This window comes from Streptomyces sp. NBC_01237 (assembly GCF_035917275.1).
Classification (GTDB): Bacteria; Actinomycetota; Actinomycetes; order Streptomycetales; family Streptomycetaceae; genus Streptomyces.
The window spans coordinates 3,562,771-3,588,020 of the sequence record NZ_CP108508.1 but is presented as its reverse complement, the minus strand read 5'-3'; the positions used below and the strand labels follow the sequence as shown (position 1 = coordinate 3,588,020).

The 25,250-nt window shown below is 70.9% G+C and carries 21 protein-coding genes; 11 read left to right on the top strand and 10 right to left on the bottom strand.

The window, feature by feature from the left end; genetic code table 11:
* The 8 genes from OG251_RS15830 to galK all read left to right on the top strand — a co-directional run bounded on the left by OG251_RS15830 (position 1) and on the right by galK (position 12,228).
* Positions 1-1,323 carry an acyltransferase family protein gene (locus OG251_RS15830; RefSeq protein WP_326677786.1) on the top strand — a complete coding sequence of 441 codons (1,323 nt, stop codon included), beginning with the start codon at positions 1-3 and terminating at the stop codon, positions 1,321-1,323.
* Between the two features lie 98 nt (positions 1,324-1,421).
* Positions 1,422-3,239 (top strand): ABC-F family ATP-binding cassette domain-containing protein, encoded by a 1,818-nt coding sequence (locus OG251_RS15825; protein WP_326677785.1) that lies wholly within the window; start codon positions 1,422-1,424, stop codon positions 3,237-3,239.
* A 584-nt stretch (positions 3,240-3,823) separates the two neighbouring features.
* The gene (locus OG251_RS15820; RefSeq protein ID WP_326677784.1) at positions 3,824-5,737 is read left to right on the top strand and encodes an outer membrane protein assembly factor BamB family protein; all 1,914 of its coding nucleotides are present in this window, start codon (positions 3,824-3,826) and stop codon (positions 5,735-5,737) included.
* Between the two features lie 85 nt (positions 5,738-5,822).
* Complete coding sequence (locus tag OG251_RS15815) at positions 5,823-7,748, top strand: outer membrane protein assembly factor BamB family protein (protein ID WP_326677783.1); 1,926 nt, start codon at positions 5,823-5,825, stop codon at positions 7,746-7,748.
* Between the two features lie 266 nt (positions 7,749-8,014).
* On the top strand, positions 8,015-8,713 hold the full coding sequence (locus tag OG251_RS15810) for a helix-turn-helix transcriptional regulator (protein WP_326677782.1): 699 nt from the start codon (positions 8,015-8,017) through the stop codon (positions 8,711-8,713).
* 253 nt (positions 8,714-8,966) lie between these two features.
* The gene (gene galT, locus OG251_RS15805; protein ID WP_326677781.1) at positions 8,967-10,010 is read left to right on the top strand and encodes a galactose-1-phosphate uridylyltransferase; all 1,044 of its coding nucleotides are present in this window, start codon (positions 8,967-8,969) and stop codon (positions 10,008-10,010) included.
* The gene (gene galE / locus OG251_RS15800) at positions 10,007-10,987 is read left to right on the top strand and encodes a UDP-glucose 4-epimerase GalE (protein ID WP_326677780.1); all 981 of its coding nucleotides are present in this window, start codon (positions 10,007-10,009) and stop codon (positions 10,985-10,987) included. Before galT ends, galE begins: the two co-directional genes overlap by 4 nt.
* Positions 10,984-12,228: a galactokinase gene (galK, locus tag OG251_RS15795; protein WP_326677779.1), complete on the top strand. Its 1,245-nt coding sequence runs from the start codon at positions 10,984-10,986 to the stop codon at positions 12,226-12,228. Before galE ends, galK begins: the two co-directional genes overlap by 4 nt.
* On the opposite strand, the gene OG251_RS15790 is transcribed toward galK, so the two are convergent.
* Complete coding sequence (locus OG251_RS15790) at positions 12,170-12,646, bottom strand: GNAT family N-acetyltransferase (protein ID WP_326677778.1); 477 nt, start codon at positions 12,644-12,646, stop codon at positions 12,170-12,172. The genes galK and OG251_RS15790 overlap by 59 nt on opposite strands.
* A gap of 245 nt (positions 12,647-12,891) precedes the next feature.
* Here OG251_RS15790 and OG251_RS15785 point away from each other — a divergent pair, with 245 nt between their 5' ends.
* Positions 12,892-13,701 (top strand): response regulator transcription factor, encoded by an 810-nt coding sequence (locus OG251_RS15785; RefSeq protein WP_326677777.1) that lies wholly within the window; start codon positions 12,892-12,894, stop codon positions 13,699-13,701.
* Here the strand turns inward: OG251_RS15785 and OG251_RS15780 are convergent.
* On the bottom strand, positions 13,660-14,157 hold the full coding sequence (locus tag OG251_RS15780; RefSeq protein ID WP_073725926.1) for a MarR family winged helix-turn-helix transcriptional regulator: 498 nt from the start codon (positions 14,155-14,157) through the stop codon (positions 13,660-13,662). The two genes, OG251_RS15785 and OG251_RS15780, sit on opposite strands and share 42 nt — an antisense overlap.
* A gap of 88 nt (positions 14,158-14,245) precedes the next feature.
* On the opposite strand from OG251_RS15780, the gene OG251_RS15775 reads away from it, so the two are divergent.
* Positions 14,246-15,088: a trans-aconitate 2-methyltransferase gene (locus tag OG251_RS15775; protein WP_326677776.1), complete on the top strand. Its 843-nt coding sequence runs from the start codon at positions 14,246-14,248 to the stop codon at positions 15,086-15,088.
* A 25-nt stretch (positions 15,089-15,113) separates the two neighbouring features.
* Here the strand turns inward: OG251_RS15775 and OG251_RS15770 are convergent, their stop codons facing one another.
* From OG251_RS15770 to OG251_RS15760, 3 genes are all read right to left on the bottom strand, one after another.
* A complete protein-coding gene (locus OG251_RS15770) occupies positions 15,114-15,719 on the bottom strand; it encodes a Uma2 family endonuclease (protein WP_442818338.1) in 606 nt (201 codons plus the stop codon).
* Positions 15,720-15,797: 78 nt separating this feature from the next.
* Positions 15,798-16,484 (bottom strand): TetR/AcrR family transcriptional regulator, encoded by a 687-nt coding sequence (locus OG251_RS15765; RefSeq protein WP_266922897.1) that lies wholly within the window; start codon positions 16,482-16,484, stop codon positions 15,798-15,800.
* Complete coding sequence (locus OG251_RS15760) at positions 16,481-17,464, bottom strand: acyl-CoA desaturase (RefSeq protein WP_326677775.1); 984 nt, start codon at positions 17,462-17,464, stop codon at positions 16,481-16,483. The genes OG251_RS15765 and OG251_RS15760 overlap by 4 nt, the downstream gene beginning before the upstream one ends.
* Positions 17,465-17,801: 337 nt before the next feature.
* Here OG251_RS15760 and ppc point away from each other — a divergent pair, with 337 nt between their 5' ends.
* Positions 17,802-20,531: a phosphoenolpyruvate carboxylase gene (gene ppc, locus OG251_RS15755; RefSeq protein WP_326677774.1), complete on the top strand. Its 2,730-nt coding sequence runs from the start codon at positions 17,802-17,804 to the stop codon at positions 20,529-20,531.
* 33 nt (positions 20,532-20,564) lie between these two features.
* Here the strand turns inward: ppc and OG251_RS15750 are convergent, their stop codons facing one another.
* From OG251_RS15750 to glmU, 5 genes are all read right to left on the bottom strand, one after another.
* A complete protein-coding gene (locus OG251_RS15750) occupies positions 20,565-21,035 on the bottom strand; it encodes a hypothetical protein (RefSeq protein ID WP_326677773.1) in 471 nt (156 codons plus the stop codon).
* A gap of 108 nt (positions 21,036-21,143) precedes the next feature.
* Positions 21,144-21,737, bottom strand: a complete 594-nt coding sequence (gene pth / locus OG251_RS15745) for an aminoacyl-tRNA hydrolase (RefSeq protein ID WP_073725938.1) — start codon at positions 21,735-21,737, stop codon at positions 21,144-21,146.
* Positions 21,738-21,886: 149 nt separating this feature from the next.
* On the bottom strand, positions 21,887-22,471 hold the full coding sequence (locus tag OG251_RS15740) for a 50S ribosomal protein L25/general stress protein Ctc (RefSeq protein ID WP_326677772.1): 585 nt from the start codon (positions 22,469-22,471) through the stop codon (positions 21,887-21,889).
* A gap of 200 nt (positions 22,472-22,671) precedes the next feature.
* Positions 22,672-23,649: a ribose-phosphate diphosphokinase gene (locus tag OG251_RS15735; RefSeq protein WP_266805904.1), complete on the bottom strand. Its 978-nt coding sequence runs from the start codon at positions 23,647-23,649 to the stop codon at positions 22,672-22,674.
* Between the two features lie 119 nt (positions 23,650-23,768).
* On the bottom strand, positions 23,769-25,217 hold the full coding sequence (gene glmU, locus OG251_RS15730) for a bifunctional UDP-N-acetylglucosamine diphosphorylase/glucosamine-1-phosphate N-acetyltransferase GlmU (protein ID WP_326677771.1): 1,449 nt from the start codon (positions 25,215-25,217) through the stop codon (positions 23,769-23,771).
* Positions 25,218-25,250: the final 33 nt, after the last annotated feature.

Below are 25,250 nucleotides of genomic sequence, written 5' to 3'. Positions count from 1 at the left end.
ATGGGATCAAGTGTTCGTGCGGGATCGAGTGTTCGTGAACTGGCCGGGGCGACGCCCGCCACCCGGGACCGCTACATCGACCTGCTGCGCGTCGCCTCGCTCGGCACCGTCGTCCTCGGCCACTGGCTGATGGCCGCCGTCACGACCGACGGCGTCGGCAACCTGCTCGCGGTCGTCCCCGGCCTCCAGCTGCTGACCTGGGTGCTCCAGATCATGCCGGTGTTCTTCTTCGTCGGCGGTTTCTCGCACGCCCTGTCCTACCGCTCCCTGCTCCGCAGGCGTCCCGAGGGCTCCACGGACTCCGTCTACTCCGCCTTCCTGCGGGCCAGGCTCCAGCGGCTGCTGCGGCCCACCGTGGTCTTCATCCTGGTCTGGGGAGCGGCCGCGCTGATCGTCCAGCTGCTGGGCGGGGGCGGCGGGCTCACCGGGGTCACGCTGCGGCTGGTGACCCAGCCGCTCTGGTTCATCGGGATCTATCTCGCCATGGTGGCGTTCACCCCGCCGCTGCTGAAGCTGCACGAGCGCTACGGCTGGGGCGCCTTCGCCGCGCTCGCCGGTGCCGCGGTCGCCGTCGACATCCTGCGGTTCGCCGCCTCGGTCCCGTACGTCTCGTTCCTGAACTTCGCCTTCGTCTGGCTCGCGGTCCACCAGCTCGGGTTCCTGCGCGCCGACGGACGCATCCGCCGCCCCGCCCTGCTCGCCGGGGCCGGACTGGTCACCGCCGCCGCACTGGTGGCCCTGGGCCCGTATCCGCTGTCCATGGTCGGCATGCCCGGCGAGAAGGTCAGCAACATGGCCCCGCCGACCCTCGCCCTGCTCTGCCACGGCCTCTGGCTCGTCGGCGCGGTCGAGGTGCTGCGCGGACCGGGCGCCCGCCTCGTCGCCCGGCCCCGGGTCTGGCGCACCGTCGTCGCCGCCAACGGGATGGCGATGACCGCGTTCCTCTGGCACCTCACCGCGATGCTCGGGGTGTACGGGGCGATGCTCGCCCTCGGCGTCCCGCTGCCCGAACCGGCCACCGGCGCCTGGTGGGCCCAGGTCCCGCTCCGGCTCGCGGCGGCCGTCGTCGTCACCGCGGGACTGGTCGCCGTCTTCCGTACCTTCGAACGACCCGTCTCCGCCGTGCCGGGCAAGGGCTCCGGCCCCGTCTCGGCGCTCGGGGCGACGCTCTGCCTGCTCGGTGTGCTCGGCCTGTCCATGGTGGGCTTCGGCGGGCTCCTGGAAGGACACACCGCGCTGCTCATCGCGGTACGGGTCAGCGCCCCGGCCGCTGTCGCGATGGCGCTCGGCGGCTGGCTCCTGGTGGAACGCGCGGGGCGCTGAACGCGGTGCCGGTCCCGGACGGAGCCGGGGCCGGGGCGTCGGTGCCCCGCCGCGCCGTACCCTGGGGGAGTCGAACAGTCCCCCTGGGCAGGAGTGAAATGGCCGTCAATCTGGTCAATGTCGAGCAGGTCAGCAAGGTGTACGGCACCCGTGCCCTGCTCGACGGCGTATCCCTCGGGGTGTCCGAGGGCGACCGGATCGGTGTCGTCGGCCGCAACGGCGACGGCAAGACGACCCTCATCCGGATGCTCGCCAAGCTGGAGGAGGCGGACAGCGGCCGGGTCACGCACAACGGCGGGCTGCGCCTCGGGGTCCTCACCCAGCACGACTCCCTCGACCCGTCGGCCACCATCCGCCACGAGGTCATCGGCGATCTCGCCGACCACGAGTGGGCGGGCAGTGCCAAGATCCGTGATGTGCTCACCGGGCTGTTCGGCGGGCTCGCCCTGCCCGGCTTCGAGCACGGCCTGGACACCGTCATCGCCCCGCTCTCCGGCGGTGAGCGCCGCCGTATCGCGCTGGCCAAGCTGCTCATCGGCGAACCGGACCTGATCGTCCTGGACGAGCCCACCAACCACCTCGACGTCGAGGGCATCTCCTGGCTGGCCGGCCATCTGCGGGCCCGCCGCTCGGCACTCGTCTGCGTCACGCACGACCGGTGGTTCCTCGACCAGGTCTGCACCAGCATGTGGGACGTCCAGCGCGGCGCGGTCCACGAGTACGAGGGCGGCTACAGCGACTACGTCTTCGCCCGCGCCGAACGGGAGCGGATCGCCGCGACCGAGGAGTCCAAGCGCCAGAACCTGATGCGCAAGGAGCTGGCCTGGCTGCGCCGCGGCGCCCCCGCCCGTACGTCGAAGCCGCGCTACCGCATCGAGGCCGCCAACGAGCTGATCGCCGATGTGCCGCCGCCGCGCGACACCAGCGAGCTGATGAAGTTCGCCAACGCCCGCCTCGGCAAGACCGTCTTCGACCTGGAGGACGTGACCGTCCAGGCCGGGCCCAAGACGCTGCTCACCCACCTCACCTGGCAGCTCGGTCCGGGCGACCGGATCGGCCTGGTCGGGGTCAACGGCGCGGGCAAGACCTCGCTGCTGCGGGCGCTGGAGGAGGCATGCCGTACGCAGGGCGAGGAACAGCCGGCCGCCGGAAAGATCATCGTCGGCAAGACCGTCCGGCTGGCGTACCTCTCCCAGGAGGTCGGTGAGCTGCCCCCGAACCTGCGGGTGCTGGAAGCCGTCCAGCAGGTGCGCGACCGGGTCGACCTGGGCAAGGGCCGCGAGATGACCGCGGGCCAGCTCTGCGAGCAGTTCGGCTTCTCGAAGGAGAAGCAGTGGACCCCGGTCGGCGACCTGTCCGGCGGTGAGCGGCGCAGGCTGCAGATCCTGCGGCTGCTGATGGACGAGCCCAACGTCCTCTTCCTCGACGAGCCGACCAACGACCTGGACATCGAGACCCTGACCCAGCTGGAGGACCTCCTCGACGGCTGGCCCGGGTCGATGATCGTGATCTCCCACGACCGCTTCTTCATCGAGCGGACCACGGACCGGGTGATGGCGCTGCTCGGCGACCGCGCACTGCGGATGCTGCCGCGCGGGATCGACGAGTACCTGGAGCGCAGGCAGCGGATGGAGGAGACGGCCACGCCGTCCGCCGCCCCGGCAGCGCCCGGCCGGACCTCCGCGCCGGTCCCGGCCGTGTCGCCGCAGGAGGCACGGGCGGCGAAGAAGGAGCTCCAGAAGGTCGAGCGGCAGCTCGACAAGATGTCGACGCGGGAAACCACCCTGCACGCGCAGATCGCCGACAACGCCACCGACTTCGAGAAGGTCGCCAAGCTCGACGCCGAGCTGCGCGAGCTGGTCACCGAGCGCGATGTGCTGGAGATGCGCTGGCTGGAGCTGGCCGAGGACGCCTGACGGCCACGGTGTGACGGGGCGGTGAAGGCGGGGCTGGCGGTACGGACGGTGCGGGCGGGGCGGGTGGCGGAAAGAAGCCCCGCCCGGGGTTGACGGGCGAACTGCCCGGCAACTGCCGGCCGTTCGGCTTCGTCAGCGGCGCCCCGCCGCTCGCCGCCACCAGCTGCCGGACCGAGGACCGGTGGCCCGTCGCCGTGTTCAACGCCGATGGCACCTACCGCTCCCAACTCGTCGGCGGCAGCGACGCCTACGGGCCGAGCTGCGCCGGGGAACCGCGTACCCGGGGCAAGAACCTCGACAACCGCCCGGGCGCCGGGCCATGCCGGCCATGGTCGCCCTCGGTGACTGACGATCAGGTCCGGCCGGGGCATAACGAGGGCATCACAAGGCGGTTCTCCCTTGGGAACAGGGGATGGGCCGACCCGGTGTCCGCCGTGTTGGGGGTGGTACAAAGAAGCCCCGCTCGACTGTCGTAACACTGCGGGAGCCATGCCCGATTCGCTCCTTTCCGAGGGGATTTCAGCCCAGCGGAATCGCGGGGGAGACCGGAACGGGCACCGGACCGCACGAAGGGGGACGTGCTGATGACCCAGCCGCCCAGCCAGCAACCGCCGCAGGGAGGCTTCGGGGCTCCGCAGGGGCCGCCGCAGGGAGCTCCTCAGCCGCCGCACCAGGCCCAGCCGCCCCAGGCACCGCAGACGCCGCCGCCCGCGCAGCCCCCGGCCGGCCCCCCGCAGACGCCGCCCCCCGGACAGCCCGGCTACGGCTATCCGCAGGCTCCGGGCCAGGACCCCGGAGGCTACGGCTATCCCCAGGCGCCCGGACAGGCGCCCGCGCAGGCCCCGGGACCGTACGCCCAGCAGCCCGGACCGTACGGTCAGCAGGCCCCGGGCCCGTACGCCCAGCAGCCGGGCCCGTACGGCCAGCAGGCCGCGGGCCCGTACGCCCAGCAGCCGGGGCCGTACGGTCAGCAGACCCAGGCCGGTTACGGCTATCCGCAGCAGCAGTACCCCGGCGCTCCCGTGCCCGGCGGCCCGGCCGGATCCGGCGGTGGCGGCCTCCTCAAGGGCAAGCCCGCCGTCCTCGGGGCCGCGGCGCTCGCCGTCGTCCTGGTCGTCGGCGCCGGTGTCTGGTTCGCCGTGGGCGGGGGCGACGACGACAAGAAGCCCGTCGCCAACACCGGCTCCACGGCGCCCAGCGGTTCGCCCACGGTCGACGAGGGCAACGGCGACGGTGACGGCCGCGCGGTGGACGACGACCTCAACGCCGGGCGCAAGCCGGGCGAGGCGAAGGTGCTCTGGCTCCAGACGAACGATGTCGACCTGCCGCGCAACGGCGCGGACGTGTACGGCCCCTGGATCGTCGGGGACACCGTCGTCAAGGCCATGTACCGCGGCATCGCCGCCTACTCCGTGGCCGACGGCAAGCAGAAGTGGGCCCTCCCGCTTCCCGCCGACGTGTGCGCGACGCCCCATCAGCCGACCGCCGACGGCAAGATCGTCCTCGGCGTGAAGAACGGCACCTCGGACAGGGCCGACTGCTCCGACCTCCAGATGATCGACCTCAACACCGGCAAGGCCGGCTGGAAGAAGTCGATCACGAAGAACGGCACCTGGGACCTGATGTCCGACATCGGTCTCGCGATCAGCGGCGACACCGTCACCGTCGGGCGCACCAGCAACTCCAACGCGTTCCGCGTCAGCGACGGCAAGGAACTGTTCGGCAAGCCGTCGGGCAACTGCCAGCCCTTCGCGTTCGCGGGCGGCCCCAAGCTGATCGCCGCGACCAGCTGCCGCACCGACGACCTGGACAACCCGCAGCACCAGGTCCAGGAGCTCGACCCCACCACCGGCAAGGCCAAGTGGACGTACCAGCCGCCGCGTGGCTGGGAGGTGAAGAAGGTCTACTCGGTGAGCCCGCTGATCGTCTCGCTCACCCACAAGAAGAAGAAGCAGTGGTCCATCATCGCGCTCAAGGAGAACGGCACGCTCCGTTCCCAGCTGGTCAGCGACAAGGGTGACAAGCTCTCCACCGACTGCGGCCACGACTTCAGCATCTTCGGCGAGAAGCTCGAAGGGTGCAGCGGTGTCGCCGCCGACGCCAACACCTTCTACATCGCGACCGAGGCCGACTCCAGCGGCACCGGCCGGACCAACAAGGTCGTCGCCTTCGACCTGAACACCGGCAAGACCAAGTGGAAGGCGGACGCCCCGGCGGAGCGGGTGCTTCAGCCGCTGCGCATGGAGGGCGGCAACGTGCTGCTCTACATGGAGGCGAAGTACGACAAGGGCGGGGCGATCGCGACGCTCCCGCCGGCCGGGGGCACCCCCAGCGTCGTGCTTCAGCACCCGGACGGGACGACCCGCCTCGAAAGCAGCTTCTTCACCTCCAAGATCGCCTACGCGGGCGGCCGTTCCTTCGTCATGAGCGGGCGCATCAGCGCGAACAACGACGAGAAGGAGAAGGAGCAGAAGACGATGATGGTGTTCGGCAAGTGACGGTTCACGACGGCACCCCACGGAACACGGCCGAAAGCCACCGGCCCCGACCCCACACACCCCCTTCTCCTGAGGTACGTACGCCATGACGCAGCCGCCCCAGCCGCCGAACGAGCCGTCCTCCGGCGGATTCGGCGCCCCCCAGGACCCGCCGCCCGGTGGGTTCGGCGACCCGACCCCACCGCCGTCGGACGCCTTCGGCAAGCAGCAGCCGCCGACCGCGCCCGCCGGCGGTTACGGGAGCCCGCCGACCCCGCCCGCCGGGGGCTACGGGAGCCCGCCCACCCCGCCCGCCGACGGCTACGGCTATCCGGCCGCCCCGCCCGCCGGTGGCTACGGCTACCCCACCGCCCCGGCCGCGGGCGGCTATGTCCCCCCGCCCGCGCCGCAGCCCAACGGGTACGGCTACCCCAACGGACCGCAGGGCGGCTACGGCTATCCGCAGGGACCGTCGTCCGGGCAGCCCGGCATGCCTCCGCAGCAGGGGTACGGCTACCCGACCCAGCCGATGCAGCCGCAGTACCTGGTCCCGGAGCCGGGCGGGAACGGCGGCAAGAAGTTCACCACCCAGATGCAGATCATCGTCGCCGCGGCCGTCGCCGTGGTGCTGATCATCGGCGGCGGCATCATCTACGCCTCCGGCGGCGATGACGACAAGGACGGCGGCACCGAGGCGGCCTCCACCGGCACCACCGGCGGCGAGGACAAGGGCGCCGAGGGCGACGGGCTCGCCGGCGGCGACGAGAAGGCGCCCGCCAACACCAAGTCCAAGGTCGGATTCCAGCTTCCGCAGCCGAAGGTCACGGACGTCACCGCGGTCGCGGGCTCCTGGCTCACCGACAAGGCGTACGTGAAGACCGGCGTGAACGAGATCGTCGGCTACGACCCGGCCAAGGGCACCAAGCTCTGGTCCATCCCGCTGCCCGGTCAGCTCTGCGCCGCCTCCCGGCACATGAGCAAGGACTTCAAGACGGCGATCACGTTCGAGGCGGGCAAGCCGACCAAGGCGAAGAAGTACCAGCCGTGCAACCAGGTCGGCGCGCTCGACCTGGCCACCGGCAAGCTGCTGTGGAGCAAGTCGGTCACCGCCGCCAGCAACGGCGACGAGCCGATCAGGTTCGACGAGGTCACGCTCAGCGGCACCACGGTCGCCGCGGGCGGCACCAGCGGCGGCGCGGCCTTCAACCTCACCACGGGCGCCGAGCTGTGGAAGCCGAAGGTCAGCACCGACGGCTGCTACGACAAGGGATACGGCGGCGGCGAGGCCCTCGCCGTGGTCCGCATGTGCGGCACGTACGACCAGCCGCAGCTCACCATCCAGGCCCTGAACCCGGCCACCGGCGCGCCGATCTCCTCGTTCAAGATGCCCTCCGGCGTCGAGTACGCGAGCATCGTCTCCACCAAGCCGCTGGTCGTCGCGGCCGATGTCGGCGACACCGCCGGTGACGGCAGCAGCATCTCGGACTTCTTCTCGATCGACGCGGCCACCGGCAAGCTGATCGTGCGGATCTCGGCCGACGGGGACAAGTACGCGGCGCGCTGCGGCTCCACCGAGGTCGAGCAGTGCCAGCACCTGGCGGTCGGCAACAACCGGCTCTACCTGCCGACCGAGGAACACGAGGGCGGCGGCGACTACGGCGACACCAACGAGATCGTCGCCTTCGACCTGACCACCGGAAAGATCGTCGGCGGCAAGGCGGACGCGGGCGACCGCTACACGCTGACCCCGCTGCGGATGGACGGCACCAACGTCATCGCGTACAAGCAGCCCCCGTACGACAAGGGCGGCCAGATCGTCTCCATCAACGGCTCCACCTTCAAGCAGACGCTGCTGATGGAGAACCCGGGCGAGGAGGCGGTCCGCGACGCGGAGACCAGCTTCTCCGGGGACTACGCCGAGATCATGTACTCCCAGGGGCGGCTGTACATGTCCGAGGTGATGATCAGCGAGCCGCGCGAGAGCTCGCTGGACGACAAGCAGTACCTGGTGGTCAGTTTCTCCACCGGTTGATCACCCTCGGCTGTTCGCTCAGCAGCTGACCGCTCATCCGCCGACCCGTGCGTACGGGCGTGCGCCAAGGCCCTGCCGGCCGATCACCGACCGGCAGGGCCGATCGTTTTCCGCCTCTCAAGTGGCCCTGAACAAAGCAGAATTCGGCATTCTGGGGGGTGTGCGGCGGGTAAGGTGCGCAACCTCGAACAAGCGGGTAGCTTGCCGGGGCGGACGGGCCGGGGCGGACGGGCCGGGGCACACAGGGGGACTTGGGGGCGTGTTCGATGGGCGGCGTGCGGCTCATGGTGGTCGATGACCACCGACTGCTCGCCGAGGCACTCGCCTCGGCGCTGAAACTGCGCGGGCACCGGGTGCTCGCGGCGGCCGCGCCGACGTCCGGTGCGGCGGAACTGGTGGTCAGCAGAGTCCCGGAGGTCTGTCTCTTCGGCACGGCGTCCCCCGCCGAGCCGGGCGCCTTCGACCCGATCGCGCGGATCGGGCGGGAGCGCCCGCAGGTGGCGGTGGTGGTGCTGGGGCCGGTGCCGAGTCCACGCGGGATCGCGGCCGCCTTCGCCGCCGGGGCCGTCGGCTATGTGCGGCACGACGAGCGGATCGAGGGCGTGGAACGGGCCATGGTCAAGGCCCGTGCGGGAGAGAGCGCCATCGCGCCGCAGCTGCTCAGGTCCGCCTTCGCCGAGCTGCTCAATCCGGCGGTCCAGCCGGACGACGAGGGCCGCCGGCTGCTGCAGATGCTCACGCCGCGGGAGGCCGAGGTGCTGGTCCGGGTCGCGGAGGGCGAGGACACCCGGCTGATCGCCGTCGGGATGGGGATCGCGTCGAGCACCGCGCGTACGCATGTGCAGCGGGTGCTGATGAAGCTCGGTGTGGGCTCGCGGCTGGAGGCCGCGGCCCTCGCTGCCCGTACGGGGCTGCTGGACCGGGCGGCCGAGGGCGCGCCGCGGGGGCCGGGCACCCTCGGCTGAATCCGCCCCGGCCGGGGCGATCCTTGGGGCTCCCTGTTGGTTTGTGATCGAGTCCGGTCGCGCGCCCGGCCCACCTCCTCGCCAGGCTCTCCCGTACCCTGCCGTCCTGCCGCCACCTTGCCGCCGCCTTCTTCCTGGCTACCTCGCTCCCGACTCCTGGCCGCCCTGCTCCCGGTCGCCGTCCGGACGCCACATCATTGACGGGCATGTTTGCTTGTGATTAATTATGTGTGGTTATGTTTGGAGGAACCTGGTGAAGAAAACGGTTACGACCCTCGCCGACGGCCGTGAGCTGATCTATTACGACGCCGCGGACGACACCGTCCGCGACGCCGTCGACCGCCGCCCCCTCGACCCGGTCGCGACCTCGTCCCGTATCCGCCGCGACCCGCTCCTCGGCGACTCGGTGGCCATCGCCTCGCACCGCCAGGGGCGTACGTACCACCCGCCCGCGGACGAGTGCCCGCTGTGCCCCTCGCGGGACGGACGGCTCAGCGAGATCCCCGACGACCACTACGACGTCGCCGTCTTCGAGAACCGTTTCCCCTCCCTCGCCGGTGACTCCGGCCGCTGCGAGGTCGTCTGCTTCACCTCCGACCACCGGCTGTCCTTCGCCGACCTCACCGAGGAGCAGGCCGCCCTGGTCCTCGCGGCCTGGACCGACCGCACCGCCGCCCTCGCCGAGCTGGACCAGGTCACCCAGGTCTTCTGCTTCGAGAACCGCGGCGCCGAGATCGGGGTGACCCTCGGCCACCCGCACGGCCAGATCTACGGCTACCCCTTCGTCACCCCCCGCACCCAGCTGATGCTGAGCTCCGCGCACCGGCACCGCGAGGAGACCGGCCGCAACCTCTTCGATGACGTCGTGGCCCGTGAGGAGGCGGACGGCTCGCGCATCGTGCTCAGCGGTGAGCACTGGGTCGCCTTCGTGCCGTACGCCGCGCACTGGCCGTACGAGGTCCACCTCCACCCGCGCCGCCGTGTCCCCGACCTCCGCGAGCTGGACGCGGCAGCCCGCACAGAGTTCCCACAGATCTACCTGGAACTCTTGAGGCGATTCGACCGGATCTTCGGCCCCGGCGAACCGCCGACCCCGTACATCTCCGCCTGGCACCAGGCGCCGTTCGGGGTCGACGGCCGGGAGGACTTCGGGCTCCATCTGGAGCTTTTCACCATTCGACGTACCTCCGGCAAGCTGAAGTTCCTCGCGGGTTCCGAGTCCGGCATGAGTGTGTTCATCAACGACGTGCCGCCGGAAGCCGCGGCCCAGCGACTGCGAGAGGTAGCGAGCGAGTGAGCAACCCCCAGAAGAAGTACCTGGTGACCGGTGGCGCGGGATATGTCGGCAGCGTGGTCGCCGCGCACCTCCTGGAGGCCGGGCACGCGGTGACCGTCCTCGACGACCTGTCCACCGGGTTCCGGGAGGGGGTCCCGGACGGGGCCGAATTCATCGAGGGCCGCATCCAGGACGCGGCCAAGTGGCTGAACCCCGACTACGACGGGGTGCTGCACTTCGCCGCGTACTCCCAGGTCGGCGAGTCCGTCGTCGACCCGGAGAAGTACTGGGTCAACAACGTCGGCGGCACCCTCGCCCTGCTCGCCGCGATGCGCGACGCCGGAGTGCGGACCCTCGTCTTCTCCTCCACCGCGGCCACCTACGGCGAGCCGGTCTCCAGCCCGATCACGGAGTCCGACCCGACCGCGCCCACCAGCCCGTACGGTGCCTCCAAGCTCGCCGTCGACCACATGATCAGCGGCGAGGCGGCCGCGCACGGCCTGGCCGCCGTCTCGCTCCGCTACTTCAACGTGGCGGGCGCGTACGGCAGTTGCGGGGAACGCCACGCCCCCGAGTCGCATCTGATCCCGCTGGTGCTCCAGGTCGCCCTGGGGCAGCGCGAGTCGATCTCCGTCTACGGCGACGACTACCCGACCCCGGACGGCACCTGCGTCCGTGACTACATCCATGTCGCCGACCTCGCCGAGGCCCATCTCCTGGCGCTCGGCGCGGCCACCACCGGCGAGCACCTGATCTGCAACCTCGGCAACGGCAACGGATTCTCGGTGCGCGAGGTCATCGAGACCGTCCGGCAGGTCACCGGCCACCCCGTCCCCGAGACCGCGGCCCCGCGCCGCGCCGGTGACCCGGCCGTGCTCGTCGCCTCCGCCTCCGCCGCCAGGGAGCGCCTCGGCTGGCAGCCGTCCCGCGCCGGCCTGGCCGGAATCATCGCCGACGCCTGGGCGTTCGCCCGCCGAGAGGAGCCCACCACCCCATGACGGAAGCCACCACCGAGGCCGCCGCGCAGGCCGCCGCCGAAGCCGTGACCGCCGCCGAGGCCGACAACGCCGAGCTGATCGCCGGCTTCACCGAGCTGTACGGGACCGCGCCCGAAGGGGTCTGGGCGGCACCCGGGCGGGTGAATCTGATCGGTGAGTACACCGACTTCAACGACGGCTTCGTGATGCCGCTCGCGCTCCCGCACACCGCGCGCGCGGCCGTCGCGCGGCGGACCGACGGCGAGCTGCGGCTGCACTCCACCGACGTCCCCGGCGGCGTCGTCCAGCTCCGCGTCGACGAGCTGGCCCCGCACGCGGGCCACGGCTGGGCCGCCTACCCGGCAGGCGTGGTCTGGGCGCTGCGCGAGGCGGGCCACCGGATCACCGGCGCGGACATCCAGCTGACCTCCACCGTCCCCACCGGCGCCGGGCTCTCCTCGTCCGCCGCCCTGGAAGTGGTCACCGCGTTCGCCCTGAACGACCTGTTCGAGCTCGGCCTGACCGCCTCCGAGCTCGCGGTGCTCGGCCAGCGCGCCGAGAACGCGTTCGTCGGTGTGCCCTGCGGGGTCATGGACCAGATGGCCTCCGCCTGCTGCACCGAGGGCCACGCCCTGTATCTGGACACCCGCGACCTCGGCCGGCGTCAGGTCCCCTTCGACCTGGCAGCCCAGGGGCTGACCCTGCTGGTCGTCGACACCCGGGTCAAGCACGCGCTCGGCGACGGCGCCTACGCCGAGCGCCGCGCGGCCTGCGAGGAGGGTGCTCGGCTCCTCGGCATACGCACCCTGCGCGATCTCCCGTACGACGGTCTCGGCGCCGCGCTCGACACCCTGGCCGCGGCCGGGGCGGACGAGTCCGTCGTGCGCTGCGTACGCCATGTGGTCGGCGACAACCGGCGTGTCGAGCAGGTCATCGCCCTGCTCGACGCGGGCGACGTACCCGCCGTCGGCCCGGTCCTCGACGCGGGCCACGACTCGCTCCGGGACGACCTGCGGGTCTCCTGCCCGGAACTGGACCTGGTGGTCTCGGCGGCGAACGCGGCCGGGGCGCTCGGCGCCAGGATGACCGGCGGCGGCTTCGGCGGCTCGGCGATCGTGCTGGTGGACCGGGAGCGGGCCGACACGGTGACCAACTCCGTTCGGGAGGAGTTCGCTTCGGCCGGTTACGCCGCTCCCGGTGTCTTCACCGCGGTGCCGTCGGCGGGCGCCCGGCGGCTCGTGCGAGTCGCTTCGTCAGGATGAACTCGGTGACGCCGGGCGGGTAGTTGTCGACCCGCCCGGCCTCCTCGTACCCGTGTCTCCGGTAGAAGCCGGGGGCCTGGAAGTCCCAGGTCTCCAGCCGGGAGGCGGTGCAGGCCCGTTCCGTGCGGGCCACCCGTTCGGCCTCGGCGAGCAGCCGTGAACCGAGGCCGATGCCGCGGTGAGTGGCCTCGACCCAGAGCATCTCCACATGGAGCCAGTACGCCCAGGTCCGCCCGGTCAGACCGCCGACGATCCCGCCCCGCTCGTCCAGTACCCATACCTCCAGGGGGACTTCGTGCTCGGCGGAGGTGGAGAGCAGTGCGCGCAGTTCCGGTGAGTCGGCTCTGTTGTCGTCCCGCAGACGCCCGCTCAGCAGAATGCGACGTTCTCTGTCTACTTCTGTCTCAAGACGGAACATGCAGCACACCCTAAACACCGTAGGCAACCAGTTCCGCGAATTACCTTCCCCCGTCGGCCCCCGCCCGTACGCTGATGCTCAGCACCGGTGGGGGCCGGTGTCGATTCAGGGGGCGAGACAGTCGGGTACGACGCCCGGGTGGGGTGGCAGTCGGCACACGGCGGCGGCCGTGGGGCTGTGGACCACCACCTCGATGATCCGGGTGTCGTACCCGTACCGGCCCGTCCCGGCCGAAAGGGATGTCTGTGGCGCGAATCCGGGTTCTCGTGGTCGACGATCACCGTATCTTCGCCGAATCGCTCGCCGCCGCGCTCGCGGCCGAACCGGACGTCGATGTGGCGGCGGCCGGCAGCGGTCCGGCCGCGCTGCGCTGCCTGGACCGCGCGGCGGCCGAGGGGCACTGCTACGACGTGATGCTGATCGATGCCGAGCTGGGCATCCTGGCCACGGACGGAGCCCGTCCCGTCCCCGTACCGCAGCACGGGGAGAACGGTCCGGTCGACGGCATCTCGCTGGTCGCCGGGGTCCGTGCGGGCCGGCCGTCGGTCCGTACGGTGGTGCTCGCCGAGCGGGACGACCCCCGCCGGGCGGCGCGGGCGCTCCAGGCCGGGGCCTCGGGCTGGGTGGCCAAGGACTGCTCGTTGCAGCGGCTGCTCGCGGTGATACGGGGCGTGCTGCGCGACGAGACGCATCTGCCGCCCGCCCTGCTGACCGGTGTCCTGCGGGAGCTGACCGCGGCGCGCAAGCACCGTACCGAGAGCGAACGGCTGGTGGAGTCGCTGACCCCGCGCGAGCGGGAGGTGCTGCGCTGCATGGTGGCGGGGCTGGGCCGCAAGGCGGTCGCCGAGCGGCTGTTCCTGTCCCCGCACACGGTGCGTACCCATATGCAGAACGTGCTGGGGAAGCTGGGCGTGCACTCGACGCTGGCCGCCGTGGCGCTGGCCAGACGGGCCGGGGTGGGCCCCGCCGAGCTGTCCGGGAACGTCGCCGAACTGACCGGTGGGCCTGTCGCCCTAGCCCGGGATGTTGTCGAACGGGGCGGTCAACTGGCGTAGCAGTCCGGCCAGTTCGCCCCGCTGGTGGCGAGAGAGCTCGCCGAGGATGGCGCGTTCCTGGGCGAGCAGTCCGGCCAGCGACTGGTCGGCCTTGTCACGGCCCTCGGCGGTCAGCCGGACGAGCACGCCGCGGCGGTCGCTCGGGTCGGGCAGCCGCTCGACCAGGTTCTTCTTGGTCAGCCGGTCGATGCGGTTGGTCATCGTGCCCGAGGTGACCAGGGTCTGGGTCAGCAGCTGGCCGGGGGAGAGCTGATACGGGTCGCCCGCGCGGCGCAGCGACGTGAGGACGTCGAACTCCCACGGCTCCAGGTGGTGCTCGGAGAACGCGATCCGGCGGGCCCGGTCGAGGTGGCGGGCCAGGCGGGAGACGCGGCTGAGGACCTCGAGCGGTTCCACGTCGAGGTCGGGGCGCTCTCGGCGCCATGCAGCGACCAGCCGGTCGACCTCGTCCTCCATGTCGATCAGTGTAGAGGGTCTGTCGACATGAAGTCTCTTGAATTCAAGTGTCTTGACATCAAGATACTTGCGTGCCGATCCTGTTCCCATGACCGAACCCCTCCCGGAGCCCCTCCCCGGCCCCGCCCCCACACCTTCGCCCACCTGGGATCCGCGGCAGTACCTGCGTCACGCGGACCACCGCACCCGCCCGTTCCGCGACCTCCTGGCCCGCGTCGGCGACCTGCCCGGCCACCCCGCGCCCCGTATCGCCGACCTCGGCTGCGGCGCGGGCAACGTCACCGCGCTCCTCGCCGACCGCTGGCCGCAGGCCCGCATCACGGGCTACGACAACTCCCCGCAGATGCTGGAACGGGCCGCCGCCCACGCCGGCCCCCTGCTCGGCTTCACCCGGGCCGACGCCGCGACCTGGACCCCCACGGAGACATACGGCCTGATCGTCTCCAACGCCCTGCTCCAGTGGCTCCCCGGCCACGCCGACCGCTTCCCGGTCTGGCTGGACGCCCTCGCCCCCGGCGGCACGTTCGCCTTCCAGGTCCCCGGCAACTTCACCGCCCCCAGCCACACCCTGCTCGCCGCCCTCCGCGAATCCGACCGCTGGCGCCCCCGGCTGCACGGCGTGGGCGACCGCACGGCCGCGGTCCTCCCGCCCGCCGACTACCTCGCCCGGCTCCAGGACCTGGGCTGCGAGGCGGACGTCTGGGAGACCACCTACCTCCAGGTCCTGCCCGGCGACGACCCGGTCCTGGACTGGGTCAAGGGCACCGCCCTGCGTCCGGTCCTGACCGCCCTCGCCGACGACAGGGAAGCCCACGACGCGTTCCTCGCCGAATACCGCGACCTGCTCCGCACCGCGTACCCGCCGGGCCCGCACGGCACGGTGTTCCCGTTCCGCCGCGTCTTCGCGGTGGCACGGAAGGGAGGCCGGTGACTCGCGGAGGGCCGATGCGCGGGTGTCAGAGCCGATTCAGCGCGTCCGGCGTGATCTCGATGTCGATGGGGAACGGGACGCCGGTCTTGAGGCGGTCGTGGTGGATCCCGGTCGGCGCATACGCCTTCGTCACCGGGTCCAGCTCGTAGACCCGCACGACCGGGTGCCGGTCGGTCCCGGCCATCTCGACCAGCCAGAAATTCGGGATGCCTGCTGCGGCGTACTTCTGCGGCTTCGCCTCACGGTCGCGCGCCTCGGAGTCGGGGAAGACCACTTCGACGGCCAGGAGGACGTCGGCGGCGTTGTAGGAGGTCTGCTCCAGGCTCCCGGTTTCGGCCTCGGCGCGAATGATGGAGATGTCGGGCTCGGGGCCGTTGCGACGGTCGAGGACAACGGTCATCTCCCGGACGGCTTTCACCTCACGGGGAGCGCCGGCCCGCAGGCCGTACATCAGCAGGTCGATCATGCGGCTGTGAAAAATCCGCTGTGGACTCACAAAGGCCAGGCTCCCGTCGAGCAATTCCGTGTGCGGCGGGAGATCGGGCAGCGTGAACAGATCGTCCACGGTGTAGCCGCCCTGGGGCGGCACCGGCCGGCGGGAACTGTGCTCGGCGGTCATGATTCCTCCCATGGACGGGATTCTTGGCCCTGTTGACCACAGTAGGGGTGGGTTATCCCAGGTCGTCACCGCAACGAGTGACGCGTCGGCTCAGTTCTTCCGGTGGCCTATCAGGCGGGGTTTCGACTCCAGGTTCTCCAGGCCGTGCCAGGCCAGGTTCACCAGATGGGCGGCGACCTCCGCCTTCTTCGGCTTGCGCACGTCCAGCCACCACTGGCCGGTCAGCGCGACCATGCCCACCAGCGCCTGCGCGTACAGCGGGGCCAGCTTCGGCTCGAAGCCGCGGGCCTTGAACTCCAGGCCCAGGATGTCCTCGACCTGGGTGGCGATATCACTGATCAGGGACGCGAACGTGCCCGTCGACTGGGCGACGGGCGAATCGCGGACCAGGATGCGGAAGCCATCGGTGTACGTCTCGATGTAGTCGAGCAGCGCGAACGCGGCCTGCTCCAGCAGCTCGCGCGGGTGACCCGCCGTGAGGGCGCCCGTCACCATGTCCAGCAGCTGGCGCATCTCACGGTCGACCACGACGGCGTACAGCCCCTCCTTGCCGCCGAAGTGCTCGTAGACGACGGGCTTGGAGACCCCGGCGCGGGCCGCGATCTCCTCCACCGAGGTGCCTTCGAAACCCTTGTCGGCGAACAGGGTGCGTCCGATGTCCAGCAGCTGTTCGCGCCGCTCCTTGCCGGTCATCCGGACCCGTCGGGTCCGGCGCGTGGGGGAGGGTCTGCTCTTCTCGCCGCTGGTGCTTCCGTCGGTCGCCACGTCGTCAATCATGCCGCGTCGGCCGGAACGCGCTTGCGCCGGGAGGCGATACGGGCCGCGTCCGGCCACCGCACGTCGTACGCCCAGCCCAGCTGCTCGAACCAACGGATCAGCCGGGCACTGGAATCGACCTGGCCCCGCATCACTCCGTGCCGGGCGCTCGTCGGGTCCGCGTGGTGCAGGTTGTGCCAGGACTCGCCGCAGGACAGGACCGCCAGCCACCACACGTTCCCGGACCTGTCACGGGACTTGAAGGGGCGCTTGCCGACCGCGTGGCAGATCGAGTTGATCGACCAGGTGACGTGATGCAGCAGCGCCACCCGTACCAGAGACCCCCAGAAGAACGCGGTCGCCGCGCCCCACCAGGACATCGTCACCAGACCGCCGACCAGCGGCGGGATCGCCAGCGAGACGATGGTGAAGGTGAGGAAGTGCCGGGAGATCGCGACCAGGGCCGGGTCCCTGACCAGGTCCGGGGCGTACTTCTCCTGCGACGTCCGCTCCTCGTCGAACATCCAGCCGATGTGCGCCCACCACAGGCCCTTCATCAGGGCCGGCAGGCTCTCGCCGAAGCGCCACGGCGAGTGCGGGTCGCCCTCCGCGTCGGAGAACCGGTGATGCTTGCGGTGATCGGCCACCCAGCGCACCAGCGGACCCTCCACGGCCATCGACCCGGCGACGGCGATCGCGAGGCGCAGCGGACGCTTCGCCTTGAAGGCGCCGTGCGTGAAGTAGCGGTGGAAGCCGATCGTGATCCCGTGGCAGCCGAGGTAGTACATGGCCACCAGCAGACCCAGATCGAGCCAGCTGACACCGCGCCCCCAGGCCAGCGGCACCGCCGCGACCAGGGCCAGGAACGGCACCACGATGAACAGCAGCAGGGCGATCTGCTCGACCGACCGCTTCTTGTCGCCGCCGAGCGTGGCGGGAGGCAGTGCGCGGCCCTCCGCGGCCGGCTGGGGATCGTCGATCACATCGGGGCTGGTCGGCATGGGGAATCCTCTGTGGGGTGAGGAGATATACGACGGACGGCCCTGGCTACGCTTCCGTAACCTACGGCTTGGTAAGTATGGCAGTGACCGGGCCCACAACACGAGAGGCCGGTCCAGCCCGTCCCGTGCGGTACCCCGTACGCACACCGGGTAGGGGACCGGTGCCGACGGCATCGCCCGCACCCCTCGGGGCAGCGGAGACGCCGCCTGCGACGACACCTATCCTGGGAGGGTCGGACAGCGCGGTCCGCACCCGCTCGTCGGGGCGTGGCGACAGCACCGCTGGCGCCGAAGGGCCCCGGATCCCGTGCTCAACCACTGCAAGGAGCCGCACACTGTGAGCAGTGCCGACCAGACCCCTGCCGCCAGCCCCGAGCTGCGGGCGGACATCCGACGCCTCGGCGACCTGCTGGGCGAGACCCTCGTACGCCAGGAAGGCCAGGAGCTCCTCGACCTCGTCGAGCGGGTTCGCGCCCTGACCCGTACCGACGGCGAGGCCGCGGCCGAACTTCTCGGCGACACGGACCTGGAGACCGCCGCACAGCTCGTGCGCGCCTTCTCCACCTACTTCCACCTCGCCAATGTCACCGAGCAGGTCCACCGCGCCCACGAGATGCGCGACCGGCGCGCCGCGGAGGGCGGGCTCCTCGCCCGCACCGCCGACCGGCTGAAGGACGCGGACCCCGAGCACCTGCGCGCGACGGTCAAGAACCTCAACGTCCGTCCCGTCTTCACCGCACACCCCACCGAAGCCGCCCGGCGCTCCGTGCTCAACAAGCTCCGCCGTATCGCCGAGCTCCTCGAAACCCCCGTCATCGAGGCCGACCGGCGCCGCCACGACCTCCGGCTCGCCGAGAACATCGACCTCATCTGGCAGACCGACGAGCTGCGTGTCGTCCGGCCCGAGCCCGCCGACGAGGCCCGCAACGCCATCTACTACCTCGACGAGCTCCACGCCAACGCCGTCGGTGACGTCCTGGAGGACCTCGCCGCCGAACTGGAGCGCGTCGGCGTCGAACTGCCCGCGGGCACCCGCCCCCTCACCTTCGGCACCTGGATCGGCGGCGACCGCGACGGCAACCCCAACGTGACGCCCGCCGTCACCTGGGAAGTCCTGATCCTCCAGCACGAGCACGGCATCACCGACGCCCTGGAACTGATCGACTACCTGCGCGGACTCCTGTCGAACTCCATCCGCTACACCGGCGCCACCGACGAGCTGCTGACCTCACTCCAGAGCGACCTGGAACGCCTCCCCGAGATCAGCCCCCGCTACAAGCGGCTGAACGCCGAGGAGCCCTACCGCCTCAAGGCCACCTGCATCCGGCAGAAGCTCGTCAACACCCGTGAGCGCCTGGCCTCCGGCACGCCCCACCGCCCCGGCTGCGACTACCTCGGCACCGCCGAACTCATCGCCGACCTCGCGCTCATCCAGACCTCGCTGCGCGAGCACCGCGGCGGTCTCTTCGCCGACGGCCGGATGGACCGCACCATCCGTACGCTGTCCGCGTTCGGGCTCCAGCTGGCCACCATGGACGTACGCGAGCACGCCGACGCGCACCACCACACGCTCGGCCAGCTCTTCGACCGGCTCGGCGAGGAGTCCTGGCGCTACGCCGACATGCCGCGCGACTACCGGCAGAAGCTCCTCGCCAAGGAGCTCCGCTCCCGCCGTCCGCTCGCGCCGACCCCGGCCCCGCTGGACGCCGCCGGTGAGAAGACCCTCGGCGTCTTCCACACCATCAAGGAAGCGTTCGAGCGCTTCGGCCCCGAGGTCATCGAGTCCTACATCATCTCGATGTGCCAGGGCGCCGACGACGTGTTCGCCGCCGCCGTCCTCGCCCGCGAGGCGGGTCTCCTCGACCTGCACGGCGGCTGGGCCAAGATCGGCATCGTGCCGCTCCTGGAGACCACCGACGAGCTCCGCGCCGCCGACGTCATCCTCGACGAGATGCTCGCCGACCCGTCCTACCGCCGTCTCGTCTCCCTGCGCGGCGACGTGCAGGAGGTCATGCTCGGGTACAGCGACTCCTCCAAGTTCGGCGGCATCACCACCTCCCAGTGGGAGATCCACCGCGCCCAGCGCCGGCTGCGCGACGTCGCCCACCGCTACGGCGTACGCCTGCGTCTCTTCCACGGCCGCGGCGGCACCGTCGGCCGCGGCGGCGGCCCCTCGCACGACGCGATCCTCGCGCAGCCGTGGGGCACGCTGGAGGGCGAGATCAAGGTGACCGAGCAGGGCGAGGTCATCTCCGACAAGTACCTCATCCCCGCGCTCGCCCGGGAGAACCTGGAACTGACGGTGGCCGCCACCCTCCAGGCATCCGCGCTGCACACCGCACCGCGCCAGTCCGACGAGGCGCTCGCCCGCTGGGACGCGGCGATGGACACCGTCTCCAACGCCGCGCACGACGCGTACCGCAAGCTGGTCGAGGACCCCGACCTGCCCGCGTACTTCTTCGCGTCCACCCCCGTGGACCAGCTCGCCGAACTCCACCTCGGCTCCCGCCCCTCCCGCCGCCCCGACTCGGGCGCCGGTCTGGACGGACTCCGGGCCATCCCGTGGGTCTTCGGCTGGACCCAGTCCCGTCAGATCGTGCCCGGCTGGTACGGCGTCGGTTCGGGCCTCAAGGCGCTGCGCGAGGCCGGACTCGACACGGTCCTGGACGAAATGCACGAGCGCTGGCACTTCTTCCAGAACTTCCTGTCCAACGTCGAGATGACCCTGGCCAAGACCGACCTGCGCATCGCCCGCCACTACGTCGACACGCTCGTCCCCGACGAGCTCAAGCACGTCTTCGCGGACATCGAGGCCGAGCACGCGCTCACCGTGAGCGAGGTCCTCAAGGTCACCGGAGGCACGGAACTGCTCGGCACCAGCCCGGTGCTCCAGCAGACCTTCTCCATCCGTGACGCCTACCTGGACCCGATCTCCTACCTCCAGGTCTCGCTGCTGGCCCGCCAGCGGCAGGCCGCCGAGCGCGGCGAGGAGGCCGACCCGCTGCTCGCGAGGGCCCTGCTGCTCACCGTGAACGGTGTCGCCGCGGGTCTGCGCAACACCGGCTGATCCGGCCGGCGGACGTCGGCGGGTGCGGTCCTGTCAGAGCGCGACGAACGTCGCGACCAGCAGGGCCGTGCCCGCCAGCCCGAAACCCCACGCGGTCCGGGTCAGCCGCATCCCGCCGCCGACGATCAGGGCGGCCAGCAGCAGCGAACCGCCCAGCGGCATCCAGGCGTGCAGGAATCCCGGGGTACCGGCGCGCACGACGTCATCGGTACCGGGCTTCACGACCACGGGGAACCGGTCCCCCTTCTTCGCCGCGACGGACTTCTCCACGGTCAGCCGCGTACGGTCCGGTGACTTCGCGTCCGGTTCGTAGGGACCCGTGCACACCTCCTCACCGCACCCGGTGACCGTCATCGTGCCGTGCTCGCGGCCCTTGCTCAGGACGACGTGATGCGCGGTGTTCCAGGACGACCACGCGCCCGCGACCAGCAACAACAGGGCAACGAGACCCATGGCGGCCACCCGGCCGATGAGCAACGTGCGGTGGGAAGAGCTCCGCTTCATGGGGGCAGATCCTTGGCCAGACCCGTACCCCGGGTCAACCTGTGGCCGAAAATCGCCGTACAACCACCGGGGAATCGGTGAGGGACCGGCGGGGAAACAGCGGGAATGTCAGGAGTTGTACGCGCTCTGCGCCCGCTCCAGCCCCTCCGCCAGCAGGCACTCCACCGAGTCCGCCGCCCGGTCCACCAGGAACGCCAGCTCCTTGCGCTCCGTGGACGAGAAGTCCTTCAGCACGAAGTCCGCCACCTGCATCCGGCCCGGCGGCCGGCCGATCCCGAACCGCACCCGGTGGTAGTCCGGGCCCATCGACTTGGTCATCGACTTCAGCCCGTTGTGCCCGTTGTCGCCGCCGCCGAGCTTCAGCCGCAGCGCGCCGTAGTCGATGTCCAGCTCGTCGTGGACGGCCACGATGTGGTCCGTGGGCACCTTGTAGAAGTCGCGCAGCGCCGTCACCGGCCCACCGGACAGATTCATGTACGACATCGGCTTCGCCAGGATCACCCGGCGGTTCTCCGGTCCCGGCGGACCGATCCGGCCCTCCACGACCTGGGCCTGCGCCTTCTGGGCCCGCTTGAACTTCCCGCCGATCCGCTCCGCCAGCAGGTCGGCGACCAGGAAGCCGACGTTGTGCCGGTTCGCCGCGTACTCCGGACCGGGATTGCCCAGGCCCACGATGAGCCAGGGGTCGGTGGCGTCGGACATCGCGCGGGTTCTCCTCGGGTGCGGAAGGGCGGGTACGGAAGGGTGGGTGCGTGGGTGCGGAAGGCCGGTACAGGCGGACGGGGCGGCGGAGACCCGGAAGGGTTCCGCCGCCCCGTCAGTCAAGCAGGTGGAGCAGCACGCGGCGAGGCTCAGGCCTCGGTGGCCGCGGCCTCGGCGTCGGCGGTCGGCTCCTCGGCCTGCGCGGCGACGATCTGGAGCACGACGGCGTCCTCGTCGCCGGCCAGCACGGAGCCGGCGGGCAGCGGGATGTCCTTGGCCAGGATCGAGTCACCGGCGTCCAGACCCGCGATGGAGACCGTGACGGACTCGGGGATGTGGGTGGCCTCGGCCTCGACGAGCAGGGTGTTCTGCACGTACTCCAGCAGGTTGCCGCCCGGGGCCAGCTCGCCCTCGACGTGCACGGCGATCTCGACGTTGACCTTCTCGCCGCGCTTGACGGTCAGCAGGTCGACGTGCTCGATGTTGCCCTTGAGGGCGTTGCGCTGCACGGCCTTCGGGATGACCAGGGCGTCCTTGCCGTCGATCTCCAGACCGATCAGGACGTTGGCGGTGCGGAGCGCGAGCTGAAGCTCGTGGGCCGGCAGGTTGATGTGGACCGACTCGGCGCCGTGGCCGTAGATGACGGCGGGAACCAGGTTGGCACGACGGGTGCGGCGGGCGGCGCCCTTGCCGAACTCGGTACGGACCTGAGCGGCGAGCTTGATCTCAGCCATGGTTGCACTCCTCGTAAGTGACGAAACTCGAATGGTCACCCGGCCCACGACAGGCCTGCTACGAAGAGCGCGTCGATAACGGACCGCCGTACCGAAAGGTACGGCCTCCCTCGCCGAGCAACTCGCTGAGTCTACCCGGCGGGGAGGCCGCACCCCAAAGTGGATCTACCGCGCCCTTACGGGCACGGCCTGAGCAGGGATTACTCCTGCTCCTCGAAGAGGCTCGTCACCGAACCGTCCTCGAAGACCTCGCGCACCGCGCGCGCGATCGTCGGCGCGATCGAGAGCACCGTGATCTTGTCGAGTTCCAGCTCGCCCGGCGTCGGCAGCGTGTCCGTGAACACGAACTCGCTGACCTTGGAGTTCTTCAGGCGGTCGGCGGCCGGGCCGGACAGCACGCCGTGGGTCGCCGTCACTATGACGTCCTCGGCTCCGTGGGCGAACAGGGCGTCGGCGGCGGCGCAGATCGTGCCACCGGTGTCGATCATGTCGTCGACCAGGACACAGACCCGGCCCTCGACGTTGCCGACGACCTCGTGGACGCTGACCTGGTTGGGAACGTCCTTGTCGCGGCGCTTGTGGACGATCGCCAGCGGGGCGTCCAGGCGGTCGCACCAGCGGTCGGCGACGCGCACGCGGCCGGCGTCCGGGGAGACGATCGTCAGCTTCGAGCGGTCGACCTTCGCACCGACGTAGTCGGCCAGGATCGGCAGCGCGAACAGGTGGTCCACCGGGCCGTCGAAGAAGCCCTGGATCTGGTCGGTGTGCAGATCGACGGTGAGGATGCGGTCGGCACCCGCCGTCTTCATCAGGTCCGCGATCAGACGGGCCGAGATCGGCTCGCGGCCGCGGTGCTTCTTGTCCTGACGGGCGTAGCCGTAGAACGGCACGATCACGGTGATGGAACGGGCCGAAGCGCGCTTCAGCGCGTCCAGCATGATCAGCTGCTCCATGATCCACTTATTGATCGGAGCCGTGTGGCTCTGGATCAGGAAGCAGTCGGCGCCGCGGGCGGACTCCTGGAAACGCACGTAGATCTCACCGTTGGCGAAATCGAAGGCCTTCGTCGGCACGAGACCGACACCCAGCTGGTGTGCGACCTCCTCGGCCAGCTCGGGGTGGGCGCGGCCGGAGAAGAGCATCAGTTTCTTCTCGCCGGTCGTCTTGATCCCGGTCACAGCACAGTCTCCTCAGACGTGTATCTGGCGCTGCACGCATAGGTCCCGATGTGCAACGAGCCAGCCGAAATGGGTGAGCATCTATCACGGTACGCCGTGTCGGGCGCACCTGTTTCCGGTCAGCTTTCGCCGTCGGTCTCCCCGGACGCGGCCTGGGCCGCCTGCGCGGCGGCGCTGCCCGGACGCTTCCGGGCCACCCAACCCTCGATATTCCGCTGCTGGCCCCGCGCGACGGCCAGCGAACCGGCGGGCACGTCCTTGGTGATGACCGACCCGGCGGCGGTGTAGGCACCGTCCCCCACCGTGACAGGCGCCACAAACATATTGTCCGACCCGGTCCGGCAGTGGGAGCCGATCGTCGTGTGGTGCTTCGCCACCCCGTCGTAGTTCACGAACACGCTGGCCGCGCCGATGTTGGTGTGGTCACCGATCGTCGCGTCGCCCACGTAGCTCAGGTGCGGGACCTTCGTGCCCTCGCCGATCGTGGCGTTCTTCAGCTCCACGTACGTACCGGCCTTGGACTTCGCGCCGAGCCGTGTACCGGGCCGCAGATACGCGTACGGGCCCACCGACGCCCCGGGCCCGACCTCGGCCGAGTCCGCGACCGTGTTGTCCACGCGCGCGCCCGCGTGGACGACGGTGTCCTTCAGCCGGGTGTTCGGGCCGACTTCGGCGTCCTCGGCCAGGTGGGTCGCCCCCAGCAGCTGGGTGCCGGGGTGCACGATCGCGTCCGGCTCGAAGGTGACCGTGGCGTCGATCAGCGTCGACGCCGGATCGATGACCGTCACGCCCGCCAGCATCGCCCGCTCCAGCAGCCGCTCGTTGAGCAGGGCGCGGGCCTGGGCGAGCTGCAGCCGGTTGTTGATGCCGAGGATCTCGCGGTGGTCAGCGGTGACGCAGGCGCCGACGCGGTGCCCGGACTCGCGCAGGATGGACAGGACGTCGGTGAGGTACTCCTCGCCCTGGCTGTTGTCCGTACGGACCTTGCCGAGCGCGTCCGTGAGCAGTCGGCCGTCGAAGGCGAACACCCCGGAGTTGATCTCCGCGATCGTGCGCTGCGCCTCGGTGGCGTCCTTGTGCTCGACGATCGCGGTGACCGCGCCGTCGGCCGGGTCGCGGACGATGCGGCCGTAGCCGGTGGAGTCCGGGACCTCGGCGGTCAGCACGGTGACGGCGTTGGCGTCGGCGGCGTGGGTGGCGGCGAGCGCGGTGAGCGTCGCGCCGGTGAGCAGCGGGGTGTCGCCGCAGACGACGATCACGGTGCCCTCGACGACTCCGCCGAGCTCCTGGAGCCCCATGCGCACGGCGTGGCCGGTGCCGTTCTGCTCGGCCTGGAAGGCGGTCCGTACGGGGGTGTCACCGGCGGAGAGGTGCGCGGTGACCTGTTCACCGGCGTGGCCGACGACCACGACGAGGTGCTGGGGGTCCAGTTCGCGGGAGGCGGCGACGACATGTCCGACGAGCGAGCGCCCGGAGATCTCGTGCAGGACCTTGGGGGTCTTCGACTTCATGCGGGTGCCTTCACCCGCTGCGAGGACGACGACGGCTGCCGGGCTGTTGGCGCTCACGGATGTGCCCTTCGGCTTCGGGTGGTGGACATC